Raw genomic sequence first — 20,471 nt, forward strand, 5'->3', positions numbered from 1 at the left:
TATTTACAGCCCCTTTTCAGCAGCCATCAAAGCCAGATCCAGTACACGGTTGGAGTAACCCCACTCATTGTCATACCAGGCCACAACCTTGGCCATGTTTCCATCAATTACCATGGTGGACAGTCCATCAACGATGGAGGAATGTGGATTTCCGTTGAAGTCTTTGGAGACCAGCGGAAGTGGATTAAATTCTAGTATATTCTTCATGGGACCGTCTGCAGCCTCCTTGAGGGCAGCATTAATTTCCTCAGCACTGGAGGGCTTAGCCAGTTCAACCACCAGATCCACAACAGACACGTTAGGAGTAGGCACCCGCATGGCAAAACCATTAAGTTTGCCGTTTAACTCAGGCAGCACCAGGGCCACGGCCTTAGCAGCACCGGTGGTGGTAGGAATAATGGACATTCCGGCAGCCCTTGCCCGGCGCAAATCCTTATGGGGCAGATCTAATATTTGCTGGTCATTGGTATAGGAATGAACGGTGGTCATAAGCCCTTTAACAATGCCAAATTTATCGTTAATTACCTTAGCTACGGGAGCTAAGCAGTTGGTGGTGCAGGAGGCATTGGAAATGATATTGTGGTTAGCAGGGTCGTAAATATCATCATTAACACCCATGACGATGGTGGCGTCCACATCTTTACCCGGTGCGGAAATAATAACCTTTTTTGCCCCTGCTTCTATATGCTTAGCTGCATCTGGACCTTTGGTAAATCTGCCGGTAGATTCGATGACAATGTCAACTCCCAGCTCCTTCCAGGGGAGCTTGGTAGGATCTCCCTCAGCATAGACCCTAATTTCCTTGCCATTAATAATAATGGTATCCTCTGTGGCGGAAATATCGGCATTTAAAATACCATGCACTGAGTCATACTTTAATAGGTGAGCCAGGGTTTGGGCATAGGTTAGATCGTTGATGGCCTTAAAATCAAGTCTGCGGGATTTGTGGTTAACCAACGCCACCTCAAATTCGCCCCTCTCGATGGCGCAGCGCAGAACATTTCTTCCAATTCGCCCGAAACCGTTAATACCAACTTTTACTGTCATTTTATAACCCACTCCTTTGCGGAATTTTAGTATGTCACAATTTGATGTCTTTATTAAATTGTATGTCTCATTTAATAAAAAGTTTCAACATAGTAAGTCATATCCCTGCCTGTAGAGGATCTTTTTTAATATCTTTTTCTTCTATTGGTAGAAGGAATACCTAATTCATCCCGATACTTCGTCACAGTACGGCGAGATATCTTTACCCCCCTTTGGCCAAATATCTCCGCTATTTTTTGATCACTCAAGGGGTTCGCCTGATCCTCATCCTGAATGATCTCCTGAAGCAGCTTCTTAAGGCTCTCGGCTGAAACCTGATCCCCGCCGGTTCCACTCAACCCTGTGGAAAAGAAATACTTCATCTCAAAAACGCCCTGGGGTGTCTGTATGTACTTATTTGAAGTGGCCCTGCTGACCGTTGATTCATGGACACCCACAATATCCGCTACCTTCTTTAGGTTTAGGGGCTTAAGCTGTTTAACCCCAAAATCAAGGAAATCCCTCTGCAGCTCCACCAAACAGTTGGCTACCTTATATAGGGTAAGCCTACGCTGCTCGATGCTGCGTATTAGCCAGGCGGCTGAATTTAGTTTTTCCTCCACAAAGCGCCTAGTATTCTGATCTGCAGAACTGTTTTTTGTTAATACTTCCCGGTAAGTATTATTTATAGTCAAACGCGGGATTGCCACGTCATTTACCAAAATTATGTATTGATCCTCTACCTTCTCCAGCACAACATCCGGGACAATATATCTTGTCTCATCATCATGGCTAAAATTGCGTCCCGGCTTTGGTTCAAGTTTTTTTAAAATGTCGGCTGCTTCCTGTACATCATGGGGGGTAACATTTAACTTCGCAGCTATCTTGGAAATCCTGCCTCCGGCCAAATCCTGTAAAAAATCTAAAATTAGCCTTCTGATAATGGGATTATCTTCCTTCATCAAATCCAGTTGAATATTTAGACATTCCTGTAAATCCCTTGCTCCAACTCCCGGAGGGTCAAAGCCCTGGAGTATTTTTAAGGCTTCGTCTAATCTACCCAGTTCAACACCCAGCTGTTCAGCTACCTCTTCTAAACTAATGCTCAGGTAGCCCCTGGCGTCGATATTGCCAATCAGGTATTGAATCTCAGTTCTAAGCCTTTCCCCAGCTCGGCTAAGGCTTAACTGGAAGCTAAGGTGCTCTGCCAGGGAAGGTGCATGGGTGACAAAATGCTCAAAACCCGAATACTCACTAACTTCCCGCTGACCCCGGTTTGGATAAATGCCCAGATCGCTACTGTCCTGAAAATATTCCACCCAATCGAGATCAAATTCTTTTTTTTCAGCCTGGGGCTCGGGAATTTCCTCCTGGTTACTCTCCTCTGCCCTTTCTCCATCATACTCCTTGGTTTCCAGCAAAGGATTTTCTAAAACCTGCTGCTCCACATATTCAGTAAGCTCAATGGAAGACATCTGTAAAACTGTGATGGCTTGACGAAGTTCAGGGGTCATGATCAACTTTTGAGTCTGTTCAAGATTAAGGCCAAAATCTATTCGCAAGGATCATTCACTCCCCTTAGTTGAAAGCTTTAACTTAAAATTGCGCTTCCTTCTGTTAAAAATTATGCCCTGCCTCCGAAAGTAAAACCTCAATATCATAGGTTGCTCCATCTTCTGCAAAGAGGGTACGTACAGCACTCTTACCCTCAACATAGCCGGCCATGGCGGGCCTCAAATCTTCAGGTCTTAAACAGCAATGGTTAAAATGGGTGATAAAGCACAGCTTAACCCTACCCCCCTTTAACAGATGAGGTAATCCCAGGGTGGTAATATGCCTGTGGGCATAAACATTATGGCTTGTTACATTAGCTATAAGCACGTCCACCTGGCTAAATATATCCTTAATATCCTGACGATAGTCAACCACTTCCAGCATATCCATGATAGGCCCCCGGGGAGTCATCTCCTGAACACCCTCCGGTGTTCGATAACTTCTTATGTAATTGGTATCGCTGGTGTACCCAATTAGCAAATTTCCTGCCCGTAATATAAATCCATAATTTTCAGCAGCATGGTGCACTGGAATTGGTGTAAGTACTGCATTTTTGATTTTTATTTCCCTGTGGGCCTGCAGTGGGATAACTTTAGGTCCGCCCTTATATCCGGCAGGGGTCATATTCTGCCCCTGGTGATAACTACTTAACAGTCTGTCCTGCCCCAACACCTGTTCCGGGGCCATTAGGTGACCCCTCCTTGTGAACATCCCCCAGCACATGCCTTCAATGACCGATTCTGCCCCGGAGTAGTGATCTAAATGCCCATGGGATATAAATATTCCATCAATGACCCCCAGATCAATACCGGCTTCTTCAGCCCGAACCACCGCTCCCGGACCTGGATCCACATATAGGCGTATACCACCCACGACCAGGATAAAGCCCGCCGTTCGCGGCACCTGGCTAAAGATAGCCTCGGGATTGCCACCCGTACCTAAAAAAGTAATCTTTGCCCCAGGTGCAGGTTCACCCGGTTCCTCCCTATGCCGCCACTTGCTAAAAGAATCTGCTGCAGCCCGGCTGGTTTTCTCCCTTAGTTCGGCATCTATTTTATTAAGATCCATTGTTCCCCTTCCTTGACCGAACCTGTTCCGCCAGACGTTCCAGTTTTCTCATGCGATGGTTTACCCCAGATTTTCCGACAGGTGGGTCCCAGAGCTCCCCCAATTCCTTCAGGCTGACATCTGGATACTGAAGCCTTAACTCAGCTGCTTCCCTCAAGGATTTTGGTAGCTTGCTGAGCCCTATGGTTTCTGCCAGATACTTAATATTATCCAATTGTCTGACTGCGGCATTGACCGTTTTATTTAAATTGGCCGTTTCGCAGTTGACCAGGCGGTTGACCTGATTTCTCATATCTTTATATATTCTTACATTTTCAAAATCCAGTAGGGCAGAGTGGGCCCCCATATGGTTAAGACATTCTACAATCTGCTCACTGCCCTTTAAATATACCACATGCCAATTTTTTCGTGGGCTCACCTTGGCAGGCAGACCAAATCTTTGCATTAATCCTGCAATATCCTGGGCGTGGGGAAGGTTATCTGTGATAATTTCCAGATGGTAAGTTCCCTCCGGATTATTCACCGAACCGCCACCTAAAAAGGCTCCCCTTAGGTATGCCCTGCCACAGCAATCCCTTTGCACCAACTCAGGTTTTATTCCCGATTCTGCAGCAGAAAACCCGCCTTCAGCCACACCCATCTTATTTAGTATGTCCCCCACCGCAGGCTGGGGCGGTATCCTTACCAAATAAACATTATTTTTTCTCAAACGTATTTTACGTCTCACCAATATCTCGGTGGAAAGACCAAACAAATTCTTAAGAAGTTTAAATATCTTCCTGGCCACAGCGGCATTTTCAGTAACAATGTTAAGGGAAGTCTGTTTTAATCCGCTTATTTGCACACTGCCGTCCATCTTAATTAAGGCAGCCAATTCTGACAGACGGCAGCAATTCTTAGAGCCTACCACCCGAGCCAATTCATCCTTAGTAATCGCCGAGAAGGACATGGTCACCCCTCCACTCCGTTGATATTATACCACATAATACCAAGACCTAAATAATATATTGTCTTATATAGTACAAAAGGAAAAGAGGTATCTACAAGCGCCTCTTTGATATCTTAATATCAAAATTATTACTTTCAGTCAGTATAAACTAAATAAAGCATTTCCTCAAAGGAGGGTCCTTTTGGTAGTACTAATAGGAAAAAGAACAATCAGGCTATTAATGCTGACATTACTAATCTTAGGATTGGTAATAGGAGCTACATATTATTCAGTCTCCAGGGCGGCAAAAGCCTCGCCGGTGGAAGATTGGCTGCGTAATGGCCATATTGTCAAGCAAATAGCTACAAATAATAAAGTACTGTCTCTAACCTTTGATGACGGTCCCAGCAGTACTTATACCCCGCAAATATTAGATATTTTAGAAAAACAAGGGGTCAAGGCTACCTTCTTTGTGGTGGGCAAAAGGGCCGAAACCCACCCGGAAATAATTAAAAGAATGGCCAAGGCAGGCCACGAACTAGCCAACCACACCTATAATCATCCTTTAACCCAGGTAAAGCCGGATATCCTTGTCAAGGAACTGGCAATGACAAAAAGGATAATATTTGATCTTACCGGCCAAAACACCAATTACTTCCGCCCCCCCGGTGGAAAGTGCACCAAAGCCACCATCGAGCCTGCTTTAAGTAATGGCTACCAAGTAATACTATGGACAGCCAGCGAAGACCCCAAAGATTGGTCGAATCCAGGGGTAGAAAAAATAGTCTCCCGGGTGGTGGACAATGTCAGAAACGGCTCGATAATCATCCTCCATGACTATGGCGGAGACCGCACCCAAACCATAGATGCCCTGCCCATTATATTGAAGGAACTGCAAAGTCAAGGCTACAGATTTGTCACCATCAGTCAATTATTAAAGGAAGGCAAAACCATACCAGCCATCGAGAAGTTTAGGATGGAGAATTGGGTGGAGTGAGGTGATTTGGGGGGCTTTATGGGTCTTGCCTGGGCCACAGGTATATTTCTTTTGGGTCCAAAATAAAAACAAAAGGTCCGTAGGGACCATTCGTTCCTACTGGACCTTCAAAGAATGCTTCTATGACCCAGGCAAGACCTCAAAGCAATTCCCCACAACCCCTAATACTTATGCAGCTCCTCAATAAACTTTTCCTTACTATAATGTCCCGTCACCCGGATGCGGGGGGTTTTGAAGGGGTCTGCATCAAGCTTTGCCAGGCCAAGCTGGGTGGTGACTGCTGCCCGGTAGCCGGCTTCTTTGACCAGGTTTGCCACTGTATCGTTATGGCTGCCGTAGGGATAGCAGAAGAAATCCACTGGTTTTTGGAGGCCATGCTCCAGGGCTCTTTTTGATTCTTCAATTTGATAGCGGGCCGCTTCCATGGAAACCTTAGCCAGGTGAGGATGATCTACGGTGTGGGCCCCGATGACAAAACCGGCCTGGTCTAATTCCCGGATCTCCTTCCAGCCCATGATTTTATTCTCCGGCTGCAGCTTTTTCTCCACATCATAGAAATTTGTGTTGCCAATGGATCTAGACACTACGAAGATAGTCCCGGTAAATCCATACTTTTTCATAATGGGGTAGGCAAAGTCATAATTATCCTTGTAACCGTCATCAAAGGTAATAACAACAGGCTTATCTGGCAGATGCTTACCCTTTTCAAAATGATCCATAACATCGGCCAAAGAAATGGCCTCATAACCGTTCTCCTTTAAATACCTCATCTGCCAGTCAAATTTATCTGGTGGCACCCTCAGTCCCAAGCCACCGGTCCGGGGGTCTGGATTAACCTTATGATACATCAAAATTGGTATGCCCTGTAGTTTTGGATAGTGAGCATCTGAAGGAATGGCCCTATTTTGATATTGGTACCAGAAACCTGCCCCTGCTGCCATCAATGTAAATAATAAAATAACTAACAAAAACTTATTCTTGGACAGGAATCCCACCTCCCCGACTTTACTAACCAGTTAATGTATAAAGTAACGAATATGCTCAGATCCCTTTGTTTTTTCTGGAAGGCTGATATATTTTCATTGGCGCCCTTTCCAGGGCAGCTAGCTTATTACTATCCACTATATCCATGATGGCCCGGGCCAGTTTTTCTGGCTGATGCCGCACAACATTAGTTTGCTGCACCAGGTACTTAGCCCAAATTTTAACACCCAGCGCTGTGATCTCCTCGGGCAATATCCTGACAGGTTCAGCCCCCTGTTCCCGGTACTTTTTAAGGAGCCGCCCCGGAATGGGTTCACTATTAACCAGTATATGCTCAACTACCGGACCGACATGTTCAAAAATTGACATTAGATGATTATAGGCCGAGTAACCCCTGGTCTCCCCAGGCTGTGTCATAATATTGCAAATATATATTTTATGGGCTGAGGACTCCTTTATCGCATCAGCCACACCCTGTACCAATAGGTTTGGTATTACACTGGTGTAAAGGCTGCCCGGCCCTAAAATGATGGCGTCAGCCTCCTGAATGGCAGCCAATGCCTCGGGCATGGGACTACATACTGCCGGCTTTAAAAAAACCCTCTTTATTTTACAGCCGCTGGAGGATATATTGCACTCACCATAGGTCACGCTATTATCAGCCAGCTCAGCACCCAGGACTACATTTTCCAAGGTAGAAGGAAGGACCTGGCCCCTTATAGCCAAAACCTTTGATAGGGCCTGAACAGCCCCATCGAACCCGCCGGATACGTTATTAAGGCCCGCCAGCAGCAAATTGCCTAGATTGTGTCCCGCCAGCTCACCGGTGGTAAAGCGGTACTGTAAAACCTCCTCCATCAAGGTTTCCCTGTCGGCCAGGGCCACTACGCAGTTTCTAATATCTCCCGGGGGCAAAATACCCAGGTTATCCCTCAAACGGCCCGAGCTACCTCCATCGTCGGTTACCGCCACGATGGCCGTAATATTACTGGTGTATTCCTTCAGCCCCTTAAGCAAGCTGGAAAGTCCAGTGCCACCACCGATAACCACTATGCGCGGCCCCCTCTGGAGGGATCTGCGTTGGTAAATCTCTTCCACCAGATGCTGGGAACGCTCCGGTCTCAGCACTGTCATAATGGAATTTACCCCCATCCTAATACCCTGCACAGTCATAAATAAGCCCAGCACCGTACAAACAACTCCAAAAACCCACAGGGGAAATCCTCCCAATTGATTAGCCAACAATTCCATAGCGTCATCCATCAGGCCAATTAAATGACGGTCCAGAAGGGCAAGACCCAGCCCAAGGAGGGCAATGCCTGCCACCGCCAGGGTCAGCCATCTTTTTATTCTCATTCCAGGAGAAAGCCATTTTAATAAAGAGGCCAATTATTCCACCGCCTAAACTCGCATGATATCCCGGTGACGAACGTTAACACGGTAGTTCCTCTCAGTTAAAATATCGCCCAACTTATTTGCAAGAGTCACCGACCTGTGCATCCCGCCTGTACAGCCAATGGCAATCATCAAAGTAGCTTTGCCCTCATTTTGATAATGGGGAATCAGGAAATTAACGAAGTCAAGGAGCTTCTCCATAAATTCCTTAGTAACATCCTGGGACAAAACATGCTTCTGAACAGGTTCATCGTTACCCGTCAGACAGCGGAGCTCAGGAATATAATGGGGATTGGGGAGAAACCTCACATCAATAACCAGATCAGAATCCAAAGGAATGCCATATTTATAGCCAAAGGAAATAACAGTAATCAACAAGCTGTTAGTATCATTCCGGTCCCCACCATACTGGGCCACAATCTGACCCTTCAACTGGCTGTTAGTTAGACTAGAGGTTTCAATAATATTATTGGCTCTGCCTCTAATTTCCCTCAGCAATTCCCTTTCTTCCTGAATCACCTGCAATACTTCCCCATGGTTATCTAGGGGGTGCCGCCGCCGGGATTCTTTATACCTTCTAACCAGGGTCTCATTGGATGCTTCCAAAAACAAAATTTCATACTTGTAGCCCTGCTGGGTAAGATCATTAAGGACCTCGATAACCTGATTAAAGAAGGCCCCGCCACGGATATCAACCACCAACGCCACCCTGTCAACCTTGCCGTTGGCCTGGGATAATAGCTCCGCAAATTTTGGTATGAGGGCCGGGGGCAAATTATCTACACAAAAGTAGCCCAAATCCTCCAGACTTTGTACTGCCTGGGTTTTTCCTGCCCCGGACATACCAGTTACGATTAACAACCTTGGGCCTGCCATAATCATCGCCCCCTAAAAATAGATAAGCCTCTAATCGATCTTAATTGTAATGGGACATCCACAATAAAGCAAATAAAACACTTATCCTTTAAGGGCAGGCATTTCCAGAAATATTTTTATGAAACGAATATTTGATAGCATATAATATTTTTCCGCCTTCCCATAAGTGCCTAAACCTGATACAGGTAATAAAAATTTCATTTTTACCGGAGCCTCCGGGCCAGGGCAACTGCCCCCATTAGGCCGGACCTGCTGCCTAGGGCAGCGGGGACCAGCTTTACCACCTTTTTCGCACCCCGGTGTGCCCTGGTGTTAAATTCCTTTTCCAGGCTGGGCCAAAGTAGATCACTCATATCCATAACTCCACCCCCCAATATTATTCTTGAGGGATTCAATAAATTTACCGCAATGGAAAGACCTAGTCCTAAATACCTGCCGGCCCCTTCAATAATTCTAATGGCGTCAGCATCACCATTTCTGGCTGCTTGTCCCACTGCCTTGGCAGATAAATGCTTATCCACGTAAGGCAGAATACCCTGACCATATCCTGCCTTCACCAGTTCCCTAGCTTGACGGGCGATACTGGTGCCAGAGGCCAGGGCTTCAAGGCAGCCATAATTGCCGCAGGTGCAAAGGGGTCCTTCAGGAAGGATGGTAGTATGACCCAGTTCTCCGGCAGTACCAGACTCACCTGTGAACAATTCCCCCCGGTAAACTATTCCCGCCCCAATCCCTGTACTCACAGTAACATATAGCATATTACTACTCCCCTGTCCCGCACCAAAGACATACTCTCCCAGGGCCGCCAGGTTGGCATCGTTGGCCGTTTCCACCTTACAATTAAAAATCCTGGGCAGTTCCCGGCCCAGGTCAAATTCTTTCCAGCCCAAATTTGGGGCCAAATGAACGATTCCTTTATCTACTGCTCCAGGTACGCCTATCCCCAGGGCCCCAGGCTCCCCCTGGAAGCCTGCCTTGGACATAGCCAAGCTTACTGAACGGCACAAATTGTTTAATATCACAGAGGTTCCTCGCTCTGCCTCAGTTGGCAGGTAAATCTCAGATAGAATATTCCCCTGTCTATCAGCCACAGCCGTAAGTATTTTAGTACCTCCCAGGTCAATGCCTGCTATCAAGTCCTGGTTCACCGGACACCCCCCCATCACTCATCCTCTAAAAGATGGCTTAGCGTTTCCATTGCTTTCAAGGCATCCTCTCCCTCAACGGAAAGGGTAATTACCTCACCACTATGATTAGCCAATTCCATTAAACCCATCATGCTTTTGCCATTAACCCTGTGCCCACCCTTCTCCAAACATATAGCTGCATGAAACTGACTGGCGGCTTTAACAAACTTAGCTGCCGGTTGGGGATCTAAATTGATGACATTTTTCAGGTCCTTTTTTAACATACCTGTCAACCCCTATTCTTTAATTTCTCCCCAAACAGTTACAGTTCTACTGGTAGTTGTGAATATTATAGAATAAACTTTTTGATTACTTCCGCCACCCCATCCTCTTCGTTGGAGTTGGTTACATAGTCTGCCTTGTCCTTAACATCCTGCCTGGCGTTACCCATAATTACTCCAAGACCCGCATATTCGATCATTTCCAAGTCATTATAACTGTCCCCTATGGCGATGACCTGCTCCCGGTTTAAGCCCCAGCCCTTTGCCAGCATATCCAGAGCGTGCCCCTTAGTGGCCTGGGGGTGTGACAATTCTAAAAAGTGGGGTTTTGATTTCGTTATATGCAGGGATTCACCGAAATGCTGGGCCATCTCTCTCCACAAATTATCCAGCAAGGCTTCATCCCCCACCACCAATACCTTGGTCGGATCTTGATTCAAAAATTTTAGTAGATCTCCCACCGGGTGGATAGGTACTCCAGAAATTTGATAATATCTCTCTGCCTCAGGTGTTACCCTTTCCACATAGAGATTATCCTCCACATAAACGTTTATATGCAGTTTCAGTTCCTTAATCCACTTGATAGCCTCCCTGGCTAAATCTAATGGTACCGGACGGTGCAAAAGGACCTCCTCGGATATTGTTTCCTTTACCAGGGCGCCCTGATAGGTAATCAAGGGCAGGTCCAATCCCAATTCCCTGGCATAGGGCTGGGCTGAGCGGAACATCCTGCCCGTGGCCAGGGTTACATGGACCCCGGCTTCCCTGGCCCTGTCTATATACTCTCTACTCAAGGGAGATATTTGCAGCTTACTATTAAGCAGTGTGTCATCCAAATCTATGGCCAGCATGCGGTACTTACTCAAGGTCTAGTCCTCCTTATATTATCAACCATTTATTAATCTATACTCAGTTTAATTTGTGCCTCGAAAATATTTATAAACTGCTTCGGCAGCCGGGGTATTCATGCCGGGAACCTTAGCCAGTTCCTCTACCGAGGCCTGTTTAATGGCCTCCAGGTTTTTATAGGCCTTATATAATTCCCGTCGGCGCACCGAACCGATTCCCTCTATTTCATCCAATAGGGACTTAAGATTTCTCTGACTCCGCAGCTTACGGTGATAGGTCAGGGCAAAGCGGTGGGCTTCATCCCTAAGCCTCTGCAGTAATTTTAAGCCCCGGGAGTCCCGGTCCAAACGAATAGGCTCTGGGCTGCCCGGCCTAAAAAGGAGTTCCTCCTCCTTGGCCAGGCCGAAGGTTGGGATATGCTCGAAGCCCTGCTCCAGCATGGCCTCCCTGGCTGCAGAAAGCTGCCCCTTTCCTCCGTCAATAATTATTAAATCAGGCAGCTGAGAAAATTTTGCCTTCACCTGGGGCATTTCTCCGGTCTTTAGTAAGTTCTCCTCTTCCCTGGCCCTTCTAAACCTGCGCCCTAGGGTCTCCCTCATGGAGGCAAAATCATCGGGCCCCTTAACAGTTTGAATTTTAAAACGGCGATACTGCTCCTTACAGGGCTTGCCATCCACAAACACCACCATGGAGGCTACTGATTCCGTACCCTGGGTATTGGAAATATCATAGCACTCCATTCTACCTGGTGGTCCGGGCAAGCCTAATGCTGCGGCCAGCTCCTTCAGGGGTCCCTCGGTGGAATCCCTGCCGGCCTCCCTCTCCAGCCTTGCCTGCTCCAGGGATAGCAAAGCATTTTGGGCAGCCATCTCAACTAATTTATGCTTATCTCCCCGCCGGGGAGTCCTTATATTCACCTTACTTCCCCTAAGCCCCGTTAGCCAGGTGGCGAGAAGCAATATATCTTCAATTTCCTCAGAAACTAATATTTCTGCCGGTACATACTCTGTTTGAGCATAAAACTGCTGGACAAAGGCCGCCATAATTGCACCCCTCTCCAGAGTGTCGGTCCCCTCCAGAAAATAATGCTCCCGGCCAATGAGCTTGCCCCCCCGAACAAAAAAGACCGTCAGGCAGGCTTCATCAAAGCCCCTAGCCAGGGCTATCACATCTTGATCCACCAGCTCGGTGGACACAATTTTCTGCCTTTCTACCACCTTCTGTACAGCCAGAAGTTGATCCCTGAGCTCCGCAGCCCGCTCAAACTCCAGATTTTCTGCAGCCTCTTCCATGCGCTCCCGCAGCCTTTTGAGCAGTTCCTCCTGTCTACCCTCCAAAAACAGAACCACCTCATTGACCATATCCCGGTAAGGCGGCCCCTCAACTAATTTACAGCAGGGTCCCAGGCATCTCTTGATATGGTAGTTCAGGCAGGGGCGGTTTCTCTCAGCAATTTCCCTTTGCTTGCAGGTTCTCAGGGGAAATATCTTTTTCAGCAGCTTTAAGGTCTCATTAACAGCCCCCACATTGGTAAAGGGGCCAAAATACCTGGCTCCATCCTTCAATACCCGTCGGGTAATCAAAAGCCGTGGATAAGCCTCGTTTAGGGTTACCTTCAAATAAGGATAAGTTTTATCATCCTTGAGCAGCACATTATACTTTGGCCTGTGCTCCTTAATCAGGTTATTCTCAAGGATTAATGCCTCCACCTCTGAGTCGGTCACAATATATTCCAAATCAGTCGCCCGGCGCAGCATAGCCTGAACCTTAGCCGACTTGGTCCCGGACTGAAAATAGGAGCGCACCCGATTCTTTAAAGATATAGCCTTACCCACATAGATTATCTGTCCATCATGATCCTTGTATAGATAAACCCCGGGGCGGGAAGGAATATTTTTCGTCTTATCACCTAGGGACAAATCTGTCACCCCCAAGGTTATTGTATCTTAATTTTACTTTTATTGCCAACCGAGAACCCTATTTTTATTTTTTCATTGTTACATTAAGAAAGAATAAACCCTTCCTTAAACTAATATTACGTAATATTATTATTTGCCAAAGGAGACAGAAACAAATACCTTGACAATTGGCAGCAGAAGGATAATATTAATAAATAAAGGTAAGTAACTAGTTAGTTACTTTTTAGGACATAGGAGGTCTTAAATGAGTAATAAAGAATTCAGCCGCTCAGAGGACAGTAAGAACCGCATTCTCCTTGCAGCAGCAGAAATTTTCTCCCATAAGGGCTTGGATGGGGCCAGGGTTGATGATATTGCCAGGTCTGCTGAGATAAATAAGAGGATGATCTACCACTACTTTGGCAGCAAGGAGAACCTTTACGTGGAGGTGCTGCGCCACAATTACAATAAAATCAATGACCTAGGTCAAGAAACCTACATCCCAGGGGACGACCCCATGGAAAACGCAGTAAGGGCCCTGCGCAGTTACTTCTATTTCTTAGCCAGCGATGAGCAGTTTGTTCGGCTAGTGAGCTGGGAAGCCCTGAACAGGGGACGCTTTGGCAGTAAAGTGCTGCCCCAATTTTTAGAGCTGACCCAGGCCAACCTGGGGGAAATAATCCATGAGGGCATTGAAAAGGGAGTCTTTAGGGCCGATTTGGATATTCGCCAGGTGCTACTAAGCATCCACTCCCTATGCCTGGTTTATTTCACCCGCAGGGAGCTGGTTCAGCATATGTGGTCCCGGGATATGATGTCTGAAGATATGCTGGAGTCTCGCTTGCAGCATGTCATTGATTTTGTCTTCAATGGAATTCTTACCCATAGGGAGGACTGTGTAAATGATTCCAATTAAAAAGCACCTATCCGGGCTGCTAATCCTATCCATAATTCTTTTAATCAGCGGCTGTTCCAATCAAGGGACAACAGTAAGCAGCATTACCGGCATTGTGGAGGCCCGGGAAGTGGATGTAAATACCAAGATTCCCGGACGGGTCATAGAATTGCTGGTTCAAGACGGCCAAAGGGTACAGGCAGGAGATGTGTTGGCAAAGATCGACGATCAAGAGTTAAAAAGCCGGGAATCCCAGGCCCTGGCCGGCATTGCCGCCGCCAAGGGGGATATAGCTAAGGCCACTGCCACCACTAACCTGTACCAGGGAAGTACCGCCGCCGACATTCAGTCCGCCGAAGGTCTTCTGTCCGAGGCCCTGGCAGCAGAGGCTTTAGCCAGCAAAACTTACCAGCGGATAGCCGAATTGCACAAGGCCCAGGCTATATCTGACCTGGAGCTGGATAAGGCAGAAAAGGACTATAAAACTGCCCAGGCAGCGGTTACCAAGGCCGAAGGAAACCTCGCCAAGGCAAAGGCCGCCCTGCTGCAGGTGGATGTCTACCAGGCAGAAATTCAGCGGGCTGAGGCTGCCTTAATCAAGGCAGAGGCGGATCTAGAACAGGTCCACATTAATCTGGAAGAAACCCTGATCAAGGCCCCCTGCTCAGGGGTAATTACTTCAATTAATGTGGAGCAGGGAGAGCTGGTTTCCACCGGGCTGCCCCTGATGACAGTAACTGATTATGAGGAAAACTGGGTTAATGTCAAGGTAGAACAGTCAATTTTAGATAAGGTTAGCGAAGGCAATGAGGCTACCCTTACGGCCCTAAATCTCCCCGACAAAACCTTTACAGGAAAGATTGTAGATATCAGCAGAAAGCCCGAATTTGCCACCACCAGGGCCACCAACGACCGGGGTGAAAAGGACATTGTTACATATAACGTTAAAATCAGGGTAAACTCCGCCGAGCTTCGTCCCGGTATGAATGTCAGTGTAAATTTTGATTAAGCCGGGAGGTGAATGAAGTGAGCAAACTTCTTGCAGTGGCTGCCAGAGAATGGCAGTACATGAAGGGCAATAGAAGGTTACTATTGATTATGTGTTTTATTCCCACCCTGTATCTGTTAATGTTCGGGATTATGTACAGTAATCATGTCATTAAAAATATCAGCACTGTAGTATTGGACTATAATCAAACTGCCACCAGCAGGATGGTAATTCAGGCCTTTAGAGACTCGGAAAAATTTGACGTTCTAGGCCTGGTGCAGAGTGAGGAGCAACTGCAGAAAATGCTGGATCACAGGGAAGTTATGGCCGCTGTGGTACTTCCCCCGGACCTGGATTCACAAATAAAAAAGGGCAAAGGCTCCCAGGTGCTGGTGGTGGTAAATGGTTCTAACATGTTATATAGCAATTCAGTCATGTCAGCTGCTAACGAAATTATATCCACCCTTTCTGCCGGCATCAGCATTAAATCCCTGGAAGGTCAAGGACTGCTGCCGGAAAAGGCCAGTTCTACAGCCCTTCCCCTAAGCTATCGCCTCAGGGTGTGGTATAATCCAACCTTTAACTATACAAACTTTTTGCTGGTAGGCTTAGCCTGCACCGCCATACAACAGATAGTCTTGCTTTACATGGCCGTAGCCATTGCCAGGGAGAAGGAACTGGGCACCCTTAAAGAACTGGTGGCTAGCGGCTACCGCAGCTACCAGGTAGTGCTTGGTAAAATGATACCCTATTTTTTGATCAACCTGATTAGTGCTAATCTAGTACTGTTACTTTGCTTCAACCTGTTCCAAGTACCCTTCCGTGGAAGCTTCTTAGTCCTGGAACTGCTGCTAGTGGTATTCATGCTTTCAATCCTGACCATTGGGATCTTTCTCTCCCTCATTTGCAAGAATGAGTTGGAAGCAACCCAGATTGCCATGCTGGTTGCCATACCCTCCTTCCTTTTCTCCGGCTTTACCTGGCCGGTGGAAGCAATGCCCCTGGCAGCCAAACTAATATCCGCCGCCCTACCCCTTACCTATTTAGTTACGGACGTGCGCGACATCGCCCTCATGGGCATAGATCTACCCCAGGTTCTCCCCAACATCCTGATCCTGGCCAGCCTTACCACATTTCTACTACCCCTGGCCATCTGCTGCTTTAACCGACAATACACCAAACAATAAGTTAACGGTACGGTGACAGGCACCGTACCGTTAACTTATTTGATTTCATTGGTGTTGAGGGAAGTCTCAAAGGACATTTGGTGAAAGGTAATTCCCACGATTACACGCCTTTTAAGTCTTTCTTCAAGAATCCGGCCAATGGTAAGCCTAAACTTATCATCCAGTTCCTCCGGTCCTTGTAAATATAGGTTAACTATGTAGGTTCCGTTGCTCCGTTGATAGCTTAGGGTAAAGTCCGTAAGTATATACTCGGGCAACAGGGCCACTTTCTCCTGAACAACTGTCTCAATTATTTCCTCGGGAACTGTACCTCCCACTGCCAGCACTGGAGTCGTGGTATCCTTTTCCTGTGGTAATAGCTCTGCGTAGGCACTGGTAGAAGTTTCAGTATTGACATCTTGAATCAGTACCACCTGCGTATTAAGGGTTACCGGCCTTGCCAGTTTATATTCCAAAACATTTTCCAACTGGCGAACGTGTTCCGGCTTAATTATATTACTTGATCTCAGAACTGCCCGCACTACAAAGTCATCTTTCTTGTCCTGAAAGCTAACATCCGTTAAATCGGTACCAGGTAATATTGCCATACTCTCAGTCAAAGTATGTTTAATCAGCTTTTCTGTGTTGGTATGGTTAACCGCTTCCTTCATAATCCCTACCAGGGGGATAGATATCAACACCAGAAGTGTAAGGGAAAGTACCAGTCTATTTTTGAAGAAGGGGATGTGATCACTTTCAGAATGATGGATAAAACGAGAAGTAAAGCCAGCCAGTCTAAAAACCCCGGAGCTAGCTATACTTATGGCAATAAGGTTAGCCAAAAATAGGAGAAAGGCCCCTCCGGCCACACTGCTATTGCCAAGGGCAAGTCCTATGCCCACCACGCAAAGGGGGGGCATCAGGGCTGTGGCAATGGCAACTCCCGGCAGGGCAGCACTGCCCGGCCGAAAGCACATGGCATAGGCACCGGCAGCACCGGATGCCAGGGCTATTACCAGGTCAATCAAGGTGGGCTGGGTTCGAGCAAGGATTTCCGCATTTAATTCCTTAGTTGGTGAAAGTAGTGTCAGAAATACGGCGATGGTTACCGCCAGCATAATCCCAGTTACCTCTGCCTTAGCTGAACTTCTCAATAAACGTGTGTTAGCCAAGGTAATGGCTAAGGAACCGGCAACAATTGGAGTCATCAGAGGGGCTATTAACATTGCTCCGATGATGACAGCCACACTATTCATGAGCAACCCAAAGGTGGCTATGGTGGCTGAAAGAACCACCATTACATAGAAAAAGACATCCGGGTGAGAATTATCCCTTAGTTCTAAATAAATCCTCTGTCTGGATTTTTCATTTATTGGCTCAAACCAGGCCATATATATACCTCCTGGAAAGTGTATGCTAATCTGTTTAAGTTAACGACAAGGTGCCTGGCACCTGTCGTTAACTTCTGCTTCCAAGCCGGACACGGTGCGCTGGCGGTCCCGCTCCAACACAGGTTTGAGGAACTGCCCGGTGTAGGATGTCGGGATAGCACAAACCTCCTCTGGGGTTCCGGTGGCCACCACGGTGCCGCCCTTATCCCCTCCCTCGGGTCCAAGGTCTATCAAATGATCTGCTGTTTTGATCACATCAAGATTGTGCTCAATGACTATTACCGTGCTGCCGTTATCCACCAACCTGTGCAGCACCTCCAGAAGCCGGGCGATGTCGGCGGTGTGCAGCCCGGTGGTGGGCTCGTCCAGGATATATATGGTGCCTCCGTTGGTCCTGCGGCTAAGCTCGGTGGCCAGCTTTACCCGCTGGGCCTCCCCTCCGGATAACTCTGGTGCCGGCTGGCCCAGGCGAACATAGCCTAAGCCCACATCCTGGAGGGTTTTTAGCCTGCGGTGAATCTTAGGCATATTGGCGAAGAAGTCAACAGCCTGGTCTACCTCCATACTAAGGACATCGGCAATACTCTTGCCCTTGTACTTTACCTCCAGGGTCTCCCTGTTATAGCGCAGCCCCTTGCACACCTCACAGGGCACATAGACGTCGGGTAAAAAGTGCATCTCAATCTTGATGATGCCATCCCCCTGGCAGGCCTCACATCTGCCACCCTTAACATTAAAGCTAAACCGGCCCGGCTTATAACCCCGAACCTTGGCCTCGGGCATCTGGGTAAATAATTCCCGGATGTCGTTAAACACACCTGTATAGGTGGCTGGATTTGACCTGGGGGTCCTCCCAATGGGAGACTGGTTTACATCAATAACCTTTTCCAACTGACCGATACCGTTAATAGCCCTGTGCTCCCCCGGCTTATCCTTAGCCCGGTGTAAACGGTGGGCCAGCGCTTTATAAAGTATCTCATTCACCAGGGTGCTTTTACCGGAACCGGAAACTCCGGTAACACAGGTAAATACACCCAGGGGAAACTCAACATTAATATTCTTTAAGTTGTTAGCTGCAGCACCCTCCACCACCAGACTCTTATCCTTGCCCTGACGCCTGGACAAGGGTACCGGAATGTATTTACTGCCGCTCAAGTACTGTCCGGTTAAAGACTCGGGCACCTGCATTATTTCCTCCATGGTGCCGCAGGCCACCACCTGGCCGCCATGGCGCCCGGCCCTGGGGCCAATATCAATGACATGGTCCGCCACCCTGATGGTATCCTCGTCGTGCTCCACCACAATCAAGGTGTTGCCAAGGTTGCGAAGTCGCTCAAGGGTAGCAATTAGCCTTTGGTTATCCCTCTGGTGCAGGCCAATACTTGGCTCGTCCAGTATATAGAGGACGCCCATCAGGCCTGAGCCAATCTGGGTGGCCAGCCGGATGCGCTGGGCCTCTCCCCCGGAAAGGGTACCGGCAGATCTGCCCAGGGTCAAATAATCAAGTCCAACATTCACCAGGAAGCCCAGACGTTCGTTAATCTCCTTCAATATCTGCTTGGCAATAAGCTGCTCCCTCTGGGTCAGGTCTAAAGAGACAAAGAATTTCACCGCTTCCACCACCGAAAGGGCGGTAACCTCAGAAATATTCTTACCCCCCACCCTCACTGCCAGGGCCTCAGGCTTCAGGCGGGCCCCCTTGCAGCCCGGGCAGGGCTTAACACTCATGTATTTCTCAAATTCTTCCCGCATCATTTCCGATTGGGTCTCCCGATAACGCCTGGACAGGTTGCCTATAACCCCTTCAAAGGGCACAACATACCTGTGCATGTTGCCATAGCCATCCCGGAAGTTAAAATTAATCTTCTCACTCCCGGTGCCGTAAAGTATATATTTGAGCTGCTTTGGATCTAGAGCCTCAACTGGTGTATCCAAGCTAAAGCCATATTTCTCTGCAACTCCCGCTAAATAACCGGCAGCAGTTTGACCCTTGTGCCATCCCTCTATGGCCCCCTGCATAACACTCTTGGTGCGGTCAGGAATAATCAGATCGGGATCAAATTCTTGATAAATCCCTAGGCCAGTACACTGGGGACAAGCACCATGGGGGCTGTTAAAGGAAAAAAGCCTGGGGCTGATTTCACTTATGTTAATGCCGCATTCAATGCAAGCAAAATTTTCCGAAAAGGTAAACTCATCACCATCCACAACTGCCGCCACCACAACCCCCTCGCTCTGCTTGAGGGCTGTCTCCATAGAATCGGCTAGTCTCTTCTCACTGCCAGGACGAATGATAATTCTGTCCACCACAATTTCAATGGTGTGCTTCTTCTTTTTATCCAGCTCAGGGGGCTCAGTGACCTCGTAGATTTCCCCATCCACCCTGACCCTCACAAAACCATTCTTGCGAATATCTTCAAAGATCTTAACATGCTCACCCTTCTTACCCCGGACCACAGGGGCCAGCAATTGAAGCTTTGTGCCCTCGGGCATCTCCATAAGCTGGTCCACCATTTGCTGGACTGTTTGCTGGGCAATGGGTTTGCCGCAATTGGGGCAATGGGCCCGTCCTGCCCGGGCAAAAAGCAGTCTAAGGTAATCATAAATCTCAGTGACCGTTCCTACGGTGGAGCGGGGGTTATGGCTGGTGGTTTTTTGATCAATAGAAATGGCCGGTGACAAGCCCTCTATGTAGTCCACATCGGGCTTATTCATCTGCCCCAGGAACTGACGGGCATAGGCAGACAGGGACTCCACATAACGGCGCTGCCCTTCGGCATATATGGTGTCAAAGGCCAGAGAGGATTTTCCTGAGCCGGACAATCCGGTGATAACCACCAGCTTGTCCCTTGGAATTTCCACATCTATGTTTTTTAAGTTATGGGCACGGGCACCCCGCACCATAATCTTATCCTGCATGGTCTTACTCCTTTTTGGTTTATTAATTTACTTAAAATCAATGATCCTAATATACTTTATCTGGGATTAAAATACAACGAAAACCAAACATTTGTACGGTTTTTGTAAGATTTAGCTACCTATAATTAG

17 protein-coding genes are annotated in these 20,471 nt (G+C 47.6%); 4 read left to right on the plus strand and 13 right to left on the minus strand.

Going from position 1 to position 20,471, the window contains the following annotated elements; translation table 11 throughout:
• Positions 1-3: 3 nt before the first annotated feature.
• The 4 genes from gap to whiA form a co-directional block, all read right to left on the minus strand.
• Positions 4-1,047 carry a type I glyceraldehyde-3-phosphate dehydrogenase gene (gap, locus tag P6N53_RS11775; protein WP_304543373.1) on the minus strand — a complete coding sequence of 348 codons (1,044 nt, stop codon included), beginning with the start codon at positions 1,045-1,047 and terminating at the stop codon, positions 4-6.
• A gap of 125 nt (positions 1,048-1,172) precedes the next feature.
• Positions 1,173-2,588 carry an RNA polymerase factor sigma-54 gene (rpoN, locus tag P6N53_RS11780; RefSeq protein WP_304543375.1) on the minus strand — a complete coding sequence of 472 codons (1,416 nt, stop codon included), beginning with the start codon at positions 2,586-2,588 and terminating at the stop codon, positions 1,173-1,175.
• A gap of 55 nt (positions 2,589-2,643) precedes the next feature.
• A complete protein-coding gene (locus tag P6N53_RS11785) occupies positions 2,644-3,648 on the minus strand; it encodes an MBL fold metallo-hydrolase (protein ID WP_304543377.1) in 1,005 nt (334 codons plus the stop codon).
• Positions 3,638-4,597: a DNA-binding protein WhiA gene (gene whiA, locus P6N53_RS11790; RefSeq protein WP_304543379.1), complete on the minus strand. Its 960-nt coding sequence runs from the start codon at positions 4,595-4,597 to the stop codon at positions 3,638-3,640. Before whiA ends, P6N53_RS11785 begins: the two co-directional genes overlap by 11 nt.
• A 181-nt stretch (positions 4,598-4,778) precedes the next feature.
• Here whiA and P6N53_RS11795 point away from each other — a divergent pair, with 181 nt between their 5' ends.
• Complete coding sequence (locus P6N53_RS11795) at positions 4,779-5,573, plus strand: polysaccharide deacetylase family protein (RefSeq protein WP_304543381.1); 795 nt, start codon at positions 4,779-4,781, stop codon at positions 5,571-5,573.
• A 161-nt stretch (positions 5,574-5,734) separates the two neighbouring features.
• Here the strand turns inward: P6N53_RS11795 and P6N53_RS11800 are convergent, their stop codons facing one another.
• From P6N53_RS11800 to uvrC, 7 genes are all read right to left on the minus strand, one after another.
• A complete protein-coding gene (locus tag P6N53_RS11800) occupies positions 5,735-6,541 on the minus strand; it encodes a polysaccharide deacetylase family protein (RefSeq protein WP_373323038.1) in 807 nt (268 codons plus the stop codon).
• A 73-nt stretch (positions 6,542-6,614) separates the two neighbouring features.
• Positions 6,615-7,946: a gluconeogenesis factor YvcK family protein gene (locus P6N53_RS11805; protein ID WP_304543383.1), complete on the minus strand. Its 1,332-nt coding sequence runs from the start codon at positions 7,944-7,946 to the stop codon at positions 6,615-6,617.
• Between the two features lie 12 nt (positions 7,947-7,958).
• Positions 7,959-8,828: an RNase adapter RapZ gene (gene rapZ / locus P6N53_RS11810; protein WP_304543385.1), complete on the minus strand. Its 870-nt coding sequence runs from the start codon at positions 8,826-8,828 to the stop codon at positions 7,959-7,961.
• Between the two features lie 203 nt (positions 8,829-9,031).
• Entirely contained in the window at positions 9,032-9,976 is a 945-nt protein-coding gene (locus P6N53_RS11815; protein ID WP_304543387.1) for an ROK family protein, read from the minus strand.
• 14 nt (positions 9,977-9,990) lie between these two features.
• Positions 9,991-10,239: an HPr family phosphocarrier protein gene (locus P6N53_RS11820; RefSeq protein WP_304543388.1), complete on the minus strand. Its 249-nt coding sequence runs from the start codon at positions 10,237-10,239 to the stop codon at positions 9,991-9,993.
• A gap of 65 nt (positions 10,240-10,304) precedes the next feature.
• On the minus strand, positions 10,305-11,102 hold the full coding sequence (locus P6N53_RS11825) for a Cof-type HAD-IIB family hydrolase (RefSeq protein WP_304543390.1): 798 nt from the start codon (positions 11,100-11,102) through the stop codon (positions 10,305-10,307).
• Positions 11,103-11,150: 48 nt separating this feature from the next.
• Positions 11,151-13,004 (minus strand): excinuclease ABC subunit UvrC, encoded by a 1,854-nt coding sequence (gene uvrC, locus P6N53_RS11830; RefSeq protein WP_304543392.1) that lies wholly within the window; start codon positions 13,002-13,004, stop codon positions 11,151-11,153.
• A gap of 244 nt (positions 13,005-13,248) precedes the next feature.
• On the opposite strand from uvrC, the gene P6N53_RS11835 reads away from it, so the two are divergent.
• The 3 genes from P6N53_RS11835 to P6N53_RS11845 are packed head-to-tail and all read left to right on the plus strand — an operon-like array spanning position 13,249 to position 16,053.
• Entirely contained in the window at positions 13,249-13,899 is a 651-nt protein-coding gene (locus P6N53_RS11835) for a TetR/AcrR family transcriptional regulator (RefSeq protein ID WP_304543394.1), read from the plus strand.
• Entirely contained in the window at positions 13,886-14,887 is a 1,002-nt protein-coding gene (locus P6N53_RS11840; RefSeq protein WP_304543396.1) for an HlyD family secretion protein, read from the plus strand. The genes P6N53_RS11835 and P6N53_RS11840 overlap by 14 nt, the downstream gene beginning before the upstream one ends.
• A 17-nt stretch (positions 14,888-14,904) precedes the next feature.
• Complete coding sequence (locus P6N53_RS11845) at positions 14,905-16,053, plus strand: ABC transporter permease (protein ID WP_304543398.1); 1,149 nt, start codon at positions 14,905-14,907, stop codon at positions 16,051-16,053.
• 35 nt (positions 16,054-16,088) lie between these two features.
• Here P6N53_RS11845 and P6N53_RS11850 read toward each other — a convergent pair whose 3' ends face one another.
• Positions 16,089-17,423, minus strand: a complete 1,335-nt coding sequence (locus tag P6N53_RS11850) for a TIGR00341 family protein (protein WP_304543401.1) — start codon at positions 17,421-17,423, stop codon at positions 16,089-16,091.
• 39 nt (positions 17,424-17,462) lie between these two features.
• Complete coding sequence (uvrA, locus tag P6N53_RS11855; protein WP_304543402.1) at positions 17,463-20,342, minus strand: excinuclease ABC subunit UvrA; 2,880 nt, start codon at positions 20,340-20,342, stop codon at positions 17,463-17,465.
• Positions 20,343-20,471: the final 129 nt, after the last annotated feature.

The sequence above is a fragment of the Desulforamulus aquiferis genome (assembly GCF_030577015.1).
Classification (GTDB): Bacteria; Bacillota; Desulfotomaculia; order Desulfotomaculales; family Desulfotomaculaceae; genus Desulfotomaculum; species Desulfotomaculum aquiferis.